The sequence below is a fragment of the Caulobacter sp. GW821-FHT09B08 genome (genome assembly GCF_059418225.1).
The window spans coordinates 1-11,101 of sequence record NZ_JBWKPL010000005.1 but is presented as its reverse complement, the minus strand read 5'-3'; the positions used below and the strand labels follow the sequence as shown (position 1 = coordinate 11,101).

Sequence of the window (11,101 nt, the reverse complement as noted above, 5' to 3'; positions counted from 1 at the left end):
GCGGATTTTTAACCCGCTCCGATGGAGGCCCCCGACGGGCGGGACATTGGCATGTCCCGGACCGCAGAGGCGATTTCAGCCCCTGCCTGTTGAACCCGCCGATCCCTCCGCCGCCAAGGCTTCGCCCTCTGGGGGAACCCGCCCTGGACCGCCGCGAAGTCGCCACTCAAGGCCACCGACGAGCGCTTCCCGCTCGACCACCCCTGAGAGCCGCTCGGTCGCCGGCCGGACGCCCTTCCCGTGCTTTCAGGTAACATCAGGATACGGGAGGTCCGGAGCGTGGGGATAAGTTAGGTCGAAAAAGTTCAAGTGATTGATATCACTGAACTCCATCCACTATCTGCTAGGGATAGACGCCTAGGGAGGCGGCGACAGGGCCGCCAGGTGAGCCTGCACCTTGGCCACGTCCTTGGGCGAGATCGCGCCGCCGAACTTGGGGGCCAGCGTCCGCAGGTTCTCGCCCTTGAACTTCTCGTAGGCCGGATGCTCGGTCAGGCCCGGGATATCGGCGTCCAGCACCGCCTTGGCCGTGGGGATCGAGACCAGGACCTCGATCGGCGTGTCGATACTCAAGGGCGGCGCCGAAGCCGCGGGGGGAGCGACGGGCGCCGGCTCGGGCGCGACCTGGGCCAGGGCGGCGCCGGCGGTGGAAAGCGCCGCCGCCGCGACGACGGCAAAAAGACTGATGGAGCGCATGGCTTCCCCTCTCAAGTCGAGCTCACTGCAATCGAGGCCGCGTCGCGATCCCTCAATCGGCGCGGCCAACCGATGAATCCCCCGCCTCTCGCCGTCGCCAATCCCGCAGCTTGCTCCGTACGCCCCGCCTTTTCGACTTGCTCGATTTTCGGGCGCCGAGAAACGCCCGCGTCGGCATCCTGGGCGACTAGGCGATCCACCACAGCGCCAAAGCGATCACCGCCGGCAGGGTCTGGATCAGCAGGATCGAGCGCTTGACCGTCAGCCCGCCCCAGACGCCGGCCACGGCCACGCAGGCCAGGCCGAAGAAGGCGAAGGCCTTGGCCGTCACGGGATCGGGCCAGAACAGCCCCAGCGCCAGGGCCGCGACCAGGAAGCCGTTGTAGCAGCCTTGATTCGACATGGCCGGCTTGACGATGGCCGCCGCCTCGTCGGTCAGGCCGAAGACCTTCTTGCCCCGCATGTCGAACAGCACCGTCTCCAGAAGGACGATGTAGATGTGGATCAGGGCGACGATCCCGGTGACGATCTGGGCGGCCAGCAGCATGGAATTTCCTCCGACGGAGGAAGTGAGACCTGGTTCGTCGCTTAAAGCAACGCTTAGCGCTCGACCTCGCGGTCCGGGAAGGCCAGCTTGGCGGCGAAGGCCACGAACAGCACCCAGCGGAAGTCGTTGTAGACCACCGCGATGCTCTCGGTCAGCGCCACCAGGCTGTAGACGACCAGGAACGGGAAGGCGAGCAGCGCACCCCGGTCGCGGAACACCGCGACCACCGCCAGGGCCATGGTCTGCAGATAGAACAGCCCCCAGGCCACCAGCCCCACCAGACCCAGGCCCAGCCACTGCTCCAGCCAGCTGTTGTGGGCGTGCTGGGCCTGGAAGCCGGCGTTCTTGCTGATCCAGGCGAACGGCCCCCAGCCGCTGGTGTCGCCCCAGACGGCGCTGTAGCCGTAGCCCAGCCAGGGGCGATCCTCGATCTCGCGCATCACCGCCGCCCAGATCTTGGTGCGGCCGGTCAGGGTGGCGTCCTTGCCCAGGATCGCGAAGAAGACGTCCGAGGCGAACAGGATGAATGCTCCCAGCAGGACGACGCCCGTCACGCCGGTCCAGGTGGCGGCCGCGCCCAGGGCCGGTCCGCGCCGGGCGATCCAGACGAAGCCGATCGCCGCCACGCCCAGCATCAGCGACACCAGCGAGGTCTTGGAGGTGGACATCAGCACCAGCACCAGGGCCAGGCCGGCGAAGGTCCACCACAGGCGGGCCCGTTTCGGATTGAGCAGGGCCGCCGCCGACAGGATGCAGAAGCCGAAGGCCATGTTGCCGCCCAGGCCGTTCTTCTCGCGCCACAGGCCGCGCCAGGCGCCGGGGAAGAGCTCGGTCATGATCCCGATGCGCGGCACGGCCAGGCACACCACGAAACAGGCCACGATCAGCACCGCGAAGGCCGCCGCCACCACCTCGGCCAGTTGCGGCCAGCGGAACCGGGCGGCCAGGGCCAGCCCGCCCAGGGTGGTGCAGATCAGGCCGAAACCGCGCCGCGCCGTCTGGTCCGGATTGACCGACCAGAACACCGAGGCGGCCACGATCATCAACAGGGCCATCAGGAACGGTTGGCGGATCACGACCCGGAAGGTCGAGCCGGGCCGCAGGGCGATCAGGGCGAAGCCGGCGGCATAGGCCGGCAGGTATCCGACCCGCAGGATGGCCGAGCCGTCCGGGGTGGCGTTCTCGCCAACCAGCGGCAGTTCCCAGCCGGCGCTGTAGATCAGCAGGGCCAGGACTGGCAGGACGAACAGCGCGATCTGGACGAAGGTCAGCCGTTCCGGCGCGGCGCTCGCCACCCCGTAGCTCGGCGTCGTCAAGGGAGAATGGCCTTCAGGAACTTCGGCGGCTGGACCGAGGCCTGGTTGAAGAACACCCCGGCGGTGCGACCGCCGGCCGAGGCCAGGGCGTCGCGCAGCAGGCCGGGCGGCCGCACGTCGGGCTGCTGGGCGCTGACCACCAGCACCGTCTGATCCATGTGCTGGGCCAGGGTCAGGGCGGCCTGGGAACGGTCGGCCGACGGGCTGTCGACGACGATGATCTCGGCGTGGCGGCGCAGGGCGGCCCAGTATTCGACGCCGGGCAGGATGTGCACCTTCTGCTGGCCGCGCAGGGCCTCGCGGTTGAAGCGCGTCACCCAGAAGCGCGGACCGCCGACGCTGTGGGCGGCCAGGTACTTGGCGTCGGGCCACACCCCGCCGCCCGGCTTGGGGGCCGGCGGCTGGACGGTGAAGAAGGCCGAACCGTCGGGCGAGGCCGGCGCGCCGGCGCCCAGCGTCCCGTAGCGCTCGGGATCGGCGGCGATGGCCTGGTATTGCGGCGAGGTGACCAGATCCAGATCGATCAGCCAGGTCTTGCGGCCGGCGCGCTTGGCGGCGAAGCGGGCGAACTCGCGGGCGGCCGTCGAGGTCCCCTCCCCGCGCCGCGCGGAAACGAACTGGACGACGTGCGCACGGCCGGGCGCGGGGGCGCCAAGGCTCCCCCACAGCTCCGCCATCTCGACGTTCAAATCCACCATTCGCCGAATCGCCGCGCGTTGAAGACCGTTTACCTTAAGGCCCAAACGCGTTCGCGTGAAAGGCGACGAAAGCGCCCAGGGGCCTGGGCCGAGCGCTTATCCACTTACACCCCGTCATCCTCGGACTTGTTCCGAGGACCCCTGTTTCAACCGCGAAGAAAGATGATCGGTTGAGCGTTGAGATCCCGGCTTTGCTTTCAGCGACAGCTGAGGTGGACACACGGGTCCTCGGAACAAGTCCGAGGATGACGGGTGGTTTGGTTGGCGATCTACGCCGCCCGCTTGTAGCTGGCCGTGGCCAGCACCGGCAGGCCCAGGGTGCGCGAGGCCGAGGCCGGGGTCTGCAGGCCGGGGCGCAGCAGCATCCGCACCAACCCCGCGCAGGCGGCGGTGAAGGCCGCGAACAGGAAGGCCAGCACCATGATCGGCTTCTTCAGGCTCTTGCCCGTCGACGGCGCCACGGCGCGCTGGACGATGCGGATATTGTCGCTGCCCTCGGCCGACATCTGGCGCTGGGCCTGGTCCTGCTGTTCCTTGACCGTGAAGTCGCGGACGTTGGACGACAAGACGTCGCGGTCGCGCGACAGCTGGTTGAAGGTCGGCTCCAGCTCGGCCAGACGCAGCAGGCGCTGGTTCACGTCCTGGGTCTGCTGGGTGTAGGCGGTCAGCGACTGCTGCAGGGCCGCGACCTCGGCGGTCAGGTCGTTGCGGGTCGAGGACAGGGTCTGCCAGATCGGGTTGGGACCGCTGCGGCGCGCGCCCTCGCCGTTAGTGCGACCCGACGCCACGCCCTGCTCTAGCTGGGCGATCTGCGCCTCGATGTCGCGGACCGGTTGGGCGTCGGGTCGATAGCGCGCCAGCAGGGTCTCGCGATCCAGCTTCAGCTGGGCCAGCTTGGTCGAGGCCGACATGTCGGTGTCGCGGTACAGCACCATGTCGGCCGGCGTGCGGGCCAGCTCGGCCTGGACGGCGGCCAGACGGCCCATGCGGTCCTGCAGCTGGGCCTCGGTGGCGTACTTCTGGGACTCGGCCTGGGCCTGCAGCTGGGTCAAGGCGGTCTTCTGGGCGGTGAAGTCGCCGATGTCGTTGCCCGACAGGAAGGCCTGATAGTCCGCGTCGGTCTGGGCCAGCTTCTGGGTGAACAGTTCGCGCTGGCGCTCCAGCCCATTGTCGCTGGCGCCGATCAGCAGGCTGCGGCGATAGATCAGGTACTCCTCGAGCAGGGTGTTGAGCACCTTCTCGGCGACTTCCGGATCCTCGTTGGAATACGAAAGACGGATGATCGAGTTGTCCGGGGCGGTCTCGATCTTCAGGTTGCGCGCCAAACTGTCGCGCCCCTCGGCCATCAGCTTGCGTTTCTGCTCGGGCGAGCCGACCGCGTACTTGTGGGCGGCGGCGGGGAACACCTTGCCGAAGCCGACCTTGCGGATCACCCGCTCGCGCAGCTCGCCGCTGCCCAGGATCTCGGATTCCGACTGGATCACCTGGTCGACGTCCGGCACCGCGCCCCGCGCGGCGTCGCCGGCCCGGGGCTCATAGACGTATTCCTGGCCCAGGCGCACGAACAGGCTGGAGCTGGCGGTGTAGGTCTTCTTCATCGTGGTCGAGAAGGCCAGGCCCAGGCCGAACAGCACCAGGAAGACCACCAGCATCAGCCAGCGCTCGCGCCACAGCAAAGTGACGAAGTCGGTCGGCGCATAGCGGGCGCGCGCCGCCCAGTCGCTACGCGACGGCGGGTCGTGCGGCACGCTGGTCCAGGCGCTCGTCGTCGACATGCGAATCCGATGGGTTCAATCTCGATCTCACCCTGGGCGAACCGCGCTTAAGGAGTCGTTACCCATTCCTGTTAAGACTTGTCGCATGCACAGGCGCACCATCCTCTCGGCGGTCTTCGCCCTGCCCTTCGCGGCCGGGGGCCTTTCGGCCTGCGGCCACGTGGATCGCGAACCGGTCACGCCCACGGCCCGTCCGACGGCCAATTTCGCCAATATCGGCTATGCCGACTGGAGCGATCAGGAGCCGGACTACCGGTTCTTCCCGGGCGACGAGGTCGAGGTCACCGTGCCCTCGGCGGTCGAATTGAACAAGACCGCGATCGTCCAACCGGACGGCCGCGTCGCTTTGCCGCTGATCGGTCCGGTCATGGCCGCCGACCGTACGATCGGCGAACTGGAAGCCTCGATCACCCAGGCCTATTCGACCCAGCTGCTGCGACCGCAGGCACAGGTGTCGATCAAGTCGACCGCGCCTCTGAAGGTGTTCGTGGGGGGAGAGGTCGGCACGCCCGGCGCCTACGACATGGCGGGCGACAGCGACGCGCTGCGGGCCATCATCCAGGCCGGCGGGTTCAAGACCTCGGCCAAGCGCACGTCGGTGGTGATCATTCGTCGCGGCCCCAACGGGCGGGCCATGCTGCGCACGGTCGACCTGCTGACGGGGATGACCAACGGGCGGACGGATCTGGTGCCGCTTCGCCGGTTCGACGTGGTCTATGTGCCGCGCAGCGGGGTGTCCGAAGCGGGGCTGTTCATGCAGCAGTACTTCCGCGACCTGCTGCCGATCAATTTCAGCTACGCGATCAACGGCTTCAGCGGAAACTGAAGCCGTCGCCCCTTACAAGGAAGGTCGACGGCTGAACCCGTAAGTTCAGCCGTGGGCCAGCCATTCGCGCGCCTGGCGCTGGGCTTCGGCGACGTCTTCGCTGGCCATCTCCTGCGAGATTTCCTTGCGATAGACCTTGGCTTCGACCGAACCGCGCATGGCGGCCAGGTTGAACAGCATGTGGGCCGAGACGTAGTCCAGCGGCGCGCCGCCCTGACCGGTCGAGTACAGCATGCCCATGCGGAACAGTTCGTCGCCCGAGGCGTCGGCGGTCGGCAGCGGAATCCCGTGGATGGCGGCCGGCGGTTCGATACTCATCATCATGGCTTCAATTCCCTTCCCAGCCCTCGGTCGCCGTTCTGGCTCCGCTTGGCTCTGAGAACAGGAAAGTCCACCGCCGCTGAACATACAGTTAATGGCGATGACATCATGAATCTAAGCAATGAATACACAAAGTCTTTAGAGACATTACGTCGCACTAACACCTGTTACTGCATGTAAACCGCCGTATACAGCGGGTTAACGGGCGCGCTGGCCAAACAGCACCTTTCGGGCCTCTTCCTGCGCTTTTCCGGGGGTTTGCAAGGCCGGACGGCGCAATTCGGCCCCCACCTTGAAGCCGCGATCGACGCCCTCGCGGGCCGCCATGCGCTCGAACCACGCCTTCAGGTGCGGAAATTCTTCCAGAACGATGCCCTGATTTTTCCACGGCACAACCCACGGCCAGCTCATGAAGTCGGCGATGGACAATTGGCCGCAGATGAAATCCTTCCCCTCCAGCTGCTTGTTCAGCACCCCGTAGAGGCGGTGGGTCTCGTTTGTGTAGCGGATGGCGCCATAGGCGATCTGGCGCTGATCGGAGATGATCGAGCCGGCGTACTGGCGGAAATGGTGGGTCTGGCCGGCCATGGGACCAAGGCCGCCCATCTGCCACATCACCCACTGGTCGATCTCGACCCGCTCGCGCTCGTTGGTTCCATAAAACTTGCCGCTCTTGCGGCCCAGGTACTGCAGGATGGCCCCGGACTCGAACACCGAGATCGGCTGGCCGTCCGGGCCGTCGGGATCGACGATGGCCGGCATGCGGTTGTTGGGGCTGATGGCCAGGAAGTCGGGCTTGAACTGCTCGCCCGCCCCGATGTTCACCGGGATCATCGCGTAGGGCAGCCCCATCTCCTCCAGGGCGATGGAGACCTTCCAACCGTTGGGGGTGGGCCAATAGTAGAGTTCGATCGGTCCGCTCATCGGCGAGGCTCCCCCCAAAAGGCGTTCAAAGGCGTTCTTTGCTTGGCCTCAACATGGTGGCGTCGCACCCGGCCGCCAAGGCCGTTCCGCTCCAGCCTGACGGCGCCGTTCAGATCAGGTTCAGCCACGCGGGCGGAAACTGCCTGCAAGGTCGAGGGATTAGGGGATCTTCGGGTCCCCGGACCGAAGTAAGGAGACGTCGGATATGAAGCGTATTCTGCTCACCATCGCCGCCGTGGCCGCCGTCGCCGGACCGATGGCCGTCGCCGCGAGCGAGGCGTCCGCCCAGGATCGCGGCGGCTGGGATCATCGCGGCGGCGACCGGGGTGACCGAGGTGGTCGTGGCGGGGATCGCCATGACGGCCGCGGCTGGGACCGCGATGGTCGCGGCGGTCGAGGCGGCTACGACGGCCGCCATGACAACGGCCGCCACAACGGCTGGGATCGCGGCGACAACCGCTGGGATGGCGGCCGTCACAACGGCTATTACTACAACAACCGCTGGAGCTACGGCGCGCCCCCGCCGGCCTATTACGGCCGTCCGGGCTATCGCCCCGGCTACAACGCCTGGCGTCGCGGCGGCTACCTGCCGCCTTACTATCGCGGCAACGGCTACGTGATCCACGACTACGGCTATTACCGCCTGCGTCCGCCGCCCCGTGGCTACTACTGGTACCGGGCCGGTAACGACTATGTCCTGGCGGCCATCGCCACCGGGCTGATCTTCGACATCATCAACAACTAGATGGCGTAAATCGCGAAGACTTGGCGGCGCTTTCCGAACATTGGGGAAGCGTCGCCATTCGCCCTATCCGCGCCGTTCATGCGGCGACATCGCCTGATTGCGGGGTTATTGCCACCGCATTCACGGGCCAGCGTCCCGGTCGTGTCACTTTCCGACGCGACAGCAACAAGACGCTCCGATGATCAATCTCCGCATTTCGGCCGCCGTCCTCGCCCTGACCGCCGCCGGCTACGCCGGATCGGCCCTGGCCCAGCAGACCGCGCCGGCCACCGACCCGACCGCGCAAACCACTCAGCAAGCTCCTACGACCTCGACGACGCTGCCGCCGGCCTCCGATCCCGCGACCACCACCCCGCCCGCCGCAGACAGCGCCACCACCAGCGGCACGCCCAGCTCGGCCACCGCCGCCGATCCGGCTGCGGGCGACACGGCCGCCCCGGCCGCCGACGCCAAGCCCGAGAAGAAGACCAAGAAGCACAAGAAGCCGGCCGGCGCCGACGCCCCTGCTCCGGAGACCAGCTCGGACACGCCCAAGTAGGAACGTCGCGCTCCGAACGTGAAAAGGGCCCGTCGCGCGAGCGACGGGCCCTTTGTCGTTGTGCGGAACAGGACGCCTCCTCCGTCACGATGCTTCGCATCGCGCCACCTCCCCCGCTTCGCGGGTGAGGAGAAGGAGCGGCGCCCGTCTCTCCTCCCCCGTGCAACGGGGGAGGTGTCGGCGAAGCCGACGGAGGGGGCGTCGTCGGGCCTCAGATTCCCAGCTTGCTCTTCAGCAGTTCGTTGACGGTGGCCGGGTTGGCCTTGCCGCCGGTTTCCTTCATCACCTGGCCCACGAACCAGCCGATGGCCTGGGGCTTTTCCTTCACCGCCTCGGCCTTGTCGGGATTGGCCGCGATCAGCTTGTCGATGGCCGCTTCGATGGCCCCGGTGTCGTTGATCTGCACCAGGCCGCGCTTCTCGACGATCTCGGCGGGACGACCTTCGCCGGCCCACATGTGCTCGAAGACCTCCTTGGCGATCTTCGACGAGATGGTGCCGTTCTCGATCAGCTCGACCAGCTGGGCGATGTCCGAAGCCGGCAGCGGCGAGGCGGCGATCTCGTGGCCGCCCGACGACAGCTTCGACAGCAGCTCGTTGGTCACCCAGTTGGACACCAGCTTGGCGTCGCGGCCCTTGGCGGCGGCCTCGAAGTAGTCGGCGCGGTCGGCCTCGATGATCAGCACACCGGCGTCATAGGCCGACAGGCCGTACTGGCTCTGCAGGCGGGCCTTCTTGGCGTCCGGCAGTTCCGGCAGGGTGTCTTCGATCTGCTTCACCCAGGCCGGGTCCAGGACCAGCGGCAGCAGGTCCGGATCGGGGAAGTAGCGATAGTCGTGCGCCTCTTCCTTCGACCGCATCGAGCGGGTTTCCAGCTTGTTCGGGTCGAACAGACGGGTCTCCTGGTCGATCTTGCCGCCGTCTTCCAGGATCTCGATCTGGCGACGGGCCTCGTACTCGATGGCCTGCTGGATGTAGCGGTAGCTGTTGACGTTCTTGATCTCGCAGCGCGTGCCCAGATGCTTGAAGCTGCCGGTCTCGCGGAACTTCTCGTAGTCGCCCGGACGGCAGACCGACACGTTGACGTCGGCGCGCAGGTTGCCCTTGTCCATGTCTCCGTCGCAGGTGCCCAGATAGACCAGGATCGTGCGCAGCTTCTTGACGTAGGCGGCGGCCTCTTCGGACGTACGCATGTCGGGCTTGGAGACGATCTCCATCAGCGCCGTACCCGCACGGTTCAGGTCCACATAGGTGGCGTTCGGGTCCTGGTCGTGCAGCGACTTGCCCGCGTCCTGTTCCAGGTGCAGCCGCTCGATGCGCACGTCGAAGGTCGTGCCGTCGTCACGCTCGACGGTCACCACGCCCTCGCCGACGATCGGCTGGTCGAACTGGCTGATCTGATAGCCCTGCGGCAGGTCGGGATAGAAGTAGTTCTTGCGGTCGAAACGGCTCTTCAGATTGATCTGGGCCTTCAGGCCGAGACCCGTCTTCACCGCCTGCTCGACGCAATATTCGTTCAGCACCGGCAGCATGCCGGGCATGGCCGCGTCCACCAGGCTGACCTGCTGGTTCGGACCCGCGCCGAAGCCGACGGCCGCGCCGGAGAACAGCTTGGACACGCTGGCCACCTGGGCGTGGACCTCCAGGCCCAGAACGATTTCCCAGTCGCCGGTGCGACCCTTGATCACTTTGGAAGAGGCGGTTTCGGTCATGTCTCGGTTCCTCCTTCGCCGTGAAGCGAAGGTTGTCGTCCCTCCCCTTTATGGGGAGGGTGGCCGCGTAGCGGCCGGGTGGGGCTTGCGGCCTCCAGGACGTGGCAAATCACGTCCATGACGGCGTCGATCTCCTCATGCACCTTGCGGGTCGAAAAGCGCAAGGTTTGGAAGCCTTCGTAGCGAAGAACCTCGTCGCGAAAATCGTCGCGAAGGGCCTGTTCATACTCCTCGTGGTGAGGCCCATCCACTTCGATCACCACAGGCCGATCAAAGCAGACGAAATCGAGGATGTAGGCGCGAAAGGGCGCTTGTCGTCGGAAATGGAAGCCCAAAGGCCTAAGGCGACGCAGCCGGACCCAAAGGCGAACTTCCTGGACGCTCATGACCTTTCGAAAGGCCCTGGCTCGTTTCACTGTCATAGGCCGTAAGCCCCACCCGTCGGCTTCGCCGCCACCCTCCCCACAAGGGGGAGGGACGCCTTGATAGACGGCGCTGAAACGGTGGATTTTCGCAATCCCCAAAAACGGCCACTTCTTGTCAGGACCGGGACCATTTCGCGCCGAGCGGAACCGGCGTCGAGCCAGACCATTGACTCCTCCGAATGCGACTATCGCAATGGAGGAAATCATGGCTGTTCTGAACCTCAGCGACGCTGAACCTTATGTCGCCCCCGCCGCCGGCGCCGATTCCTCGGCTCTGTTTCCCAGCGCGCCGGTCTATGCTCGCGCCAACACCAGCAAGTCTTCGGGCAAGTCGAACCTGCCGCTGCTGATCGGCCTGCCGGTGCTGGCCATCGCGGCAGGCGGTCTGGCCTGGGGCCTGATGGGCCAACCGGCCCAGACCCCGACCACCGACGCGCCGCCCGCCCAGGTGGCCGAGGCCACGCCGCTGCCGGCCACCGCGCCCCCGGCGCCGATGCCGGCTCCGGTCGCCGCGACGCCCGTGGAGACCCCGGCTCCGACGCCGGCGCCCACCCAGGTGGCCCGCGCCGAGCCCGTCCG

The 11,101-nt window shown here is 66.9% G+C and carries 12 protein-coding genes and 1 pseudogene; 4 read left to right on the top strand and 9 right to left on the bottom strand.

What is annotated here, in order from left to right:
* Window positions 1-357: 357 nt before the first annotated feature.
* From AC07OA_RS15280 to AC07OA_RS15260, 5 genes are all read right to left on the bottom strand, one after another.
* A complete protein-coding gene (locus tag AC07OA_RS15280; RefSeq protein ID WP_494664674.1) occupies window positions 358-696 on the bottom strand; it encodes a hypothetical protein in 339 nt (112 codons plus the stop codon).
* A 187-nt stretch (window positions 697-883) separates the two neighbouring features.
* Window positions 884-1,243, bottom strand: coding sequence for a DUF1304 domain-containing protein (locus AC07OA_RS15275; protein WP_494664673.1), 360 nt, complete (start codon window positions 1,241-1,243; stop codon window positions 884-886).
* Window positions 1,244-1,296: 53 nt separating this feature from the next.
* On the bottom strand, window positions 1,297-2,538 hold the full coding sequence (locus tag AC07OA_RS15270) for an O-antigen ligase family protein (protein ID WP_494664983.1): 1,242 nt from the start codon (window positions 2,536-2,538) through the stop codon (window positions 1,297-1,299).
* Window positions 2,539-2,555: 17 nt separating this feature from the next.
* Window positions 2,556-3,257 (bottom strand): P-loop NTPase family protein, encoded by a 702-nt coding sequence (locus AC07OA_RS15265; RefSeq protein WP_494664672.1) that lies wholly within the window; start codon window positions 3,255-3,257, stop codon window positions 2,556-2,558.
* 269 nt (window positions 3,258-3,526) lie between these two features.
* The gene (locus AC07OA_RS15260; RefSeq protein WP_494664671.1) at window positions 3,527-5,032 is read right to left on the bottom strand and encodes a GumC family protein; all 1,506 of its coding nucleotides are present in this window, start codon (window positions 5,030-5,032) and stop codon (window positions 3,527-3,529) included.
* A gap of 85 nt (window positions 5,033-5,117) precedes the next feature.
* Between AC07OA_RS15260 and AC07OA_RS15255 the strand changes: the two genes are divergently transcribed.
* Window positions 5,118-5,858, top strand: a complete 741-nt coding sequence (locus tag AC07OA_RS15255; protein ID WP_494664670.1) for a polysaccharide biosynthesis/export family protein — start codon at window positions 5,118-5,120, stop codon at window positions 5,856-5,858.
* A gap of 45 nt (window positions 5,859-5,903) precedes the next feature.
* Here the strand turns inward: AC07OA_RS15255 and AC07OA_RS15250 are convergent, their stop codons facing one another.
* Together AC07OA_RS15250 and AC07OA_RS15245 are read right to left on the bottom strand one after the other, a co-directional pair.
* Window positions 5,904-6,182, bottom strand: coding sequence for a sel1 repeat family protein (locus AC07OA_RS15250; protein ID WP_035081619.1), 279 nt, complete (start codon window positions 6,180-6,182; stop codon window positions 5,904-5,906).
* Window positions 6,183-6,377: 195 nt separating this feature from the next.
* Window positions 6,378-7,103, bottom strand: a complete 726-nt coding sequence (locus tag AC07OA_RS15245) for a glutathione S-transferase N-terminal domain-containing protein (RefSeq protein ID WP_494664669.1) — start codon at window positions 7,101-7,103, stop codon at window positions 6,378-6,380.
* 205 nt (window positions 7,104-7,308) lie between these two features.
* Here AC07OA_RS15245 and AC07OA_RS15240 point away from each other — a divergent pair, with 205 nt between their 5' ends.
* The gene (locus tag AC07OA_RS15240; protein WP_494664668.1) at window positions 7,309-7,848 is read left to right on the top strand and encodes an RcnB family protein; all 540 of its coding nucleotides are present in this window, start codon (window positions 7,309-7,311) and stop codon (window positions 7,846-7,848) included.
* Between the two features lie 178 nt (window positions 7,849-8,026).
* The gene (locus AC07OA_RS15235; protein WP_494664667.1) at window positions 8,027-8,386 is read left to right on the top strand and encodes a proteophosphoglycan 5; all 360 of its coding nucleotides are present in this window, start codon (window positions 8,027-8,029) and stop codon (window positions 8,384-8,386) included.
* 211 nt (window positions 8,387-8,597) lie between these two features.
* Here AC07OA_RS15235 and gatB read toward each other — a convergent pair whose 3' ends face one another.
* A complete protein-coding gene (gatB, locus tag AC07OA_RS15230; RefSeq protein WP_494664666.1) occupies window positions 8,598-10,097 on the bottom strand; it encodes an Asp-tRNA(Asn)/Glu-tRNA(Gln) amidotransferase subunit GatB in 1,500 nt (499 codons plus the stop codon).
* Complete coding sequence (locus tag AC07OA_RS15225) at window positions 10,094-10,519, bottom strand: endonuclease domain-containing protein (RefSeq protein WP_494664982.1); 426 nt, start codon at window positions 10,517-10,519, stop codon at window positions 10,094-10,096. Before AC07OA_RS15225 ends, gatB begins: the two co-directional genes overlap by 4 nt.
* Window positions 10,520-10,727: 208 nt before the next feature.
* On the opposite strand from AC07OA_RS15225, the pseudogene AC07OA_RS15220 reads away from it, so the two are divergent.
* Window positions 10,728-11,101 (top strand): annotated as a pseudogene (locus AC07OA_RS15220) (hypothetical protein); the annotation flags it as partial.

Excerpts from the sequence above, each read along its gene's own strand:
- AC07OA_RS15275 (WP_494664673.1), bottom strand. The coding sequence starts at position 1,243 with ATGCTGCTGGCCGCCCAGATCGTCACCGGGATCGTCGCCCTGATCCAC.
- AC07OA_RS15280 (WP_494664674.1), bottom strand. The coding sequence starts at position 696 with ATGCGCTCCATCAGTCTTTTTGCCGTCGTCGCGGCGGCGGCGCTTTCC.
- AC07OA_RS15240 (WP_494664668.1), top strand. The coding sequence starts at position 7,309 with ATGAAGCGTATTCTGCTCACCATCGCCGCCGTGGCCGCCGTCGCCGGA.
- AC07OA_RS15235 (WP_494664667.1), top strand. The coding sequence starts at position 8,027 with ATGATCAATCTCCGCATTTCGGCCGCCGTCCTCGCCCTGACCGCCGCC.
- AC07OA_RS15255 (WP_494664670.1), top strand. The coding sequence starts at position 5,118 with ATGCACAGGCGCACCATCCTCTCGGCGGTCTTCGCCCTGCCCTTCGCG.
- AC07OA_RS15245 (WP_494664669.1), bottom strand. The coding sequence starts at position 7,103 with ATGAGCGGACCGATCGAACTCTACTATTGGCCCACCCCCAACGGTTGG.
- AC07OA_RS15225 (WP_494664982.1), bottom strand. The coding sequence starts at position 10,519 with ATGACAGTGAAACGAGCCAGGGCCTTTCGAAAGGTCATGAGCGTCCAG.
- AC07OA_RS15265 (WP_494664672.1), bottom strand. The coding sequence starts at position 3,257 with ATGGTGGATTTGAACGTCGAGATGGCGGAGCTGTGGGGGAGCCTTGGC.
- AC07OA_RS15250 (WP_035081619.1), bottom strand. The coding sequence starts at position 6,182 with ATGATGATGAGTATCGAACCGCCGGCCGCCATCCACGGGATTCCGCTG.
- gatB (WP_494664666.1), bottom strand. The coding sequence starts at position 10,097 with ATGACCGAAACCGCCTCTTCCAAAGTGATCAAGGGTCGCACCGGCGAC.
- AC07OA_RS15260 (WP_494664671.1), bottom strand. The coding sequence starts at position 5,032 with ATGTCGACGACGAGCGCCTGGACCAGCGTGCCGCACGACCCGCCGTCG.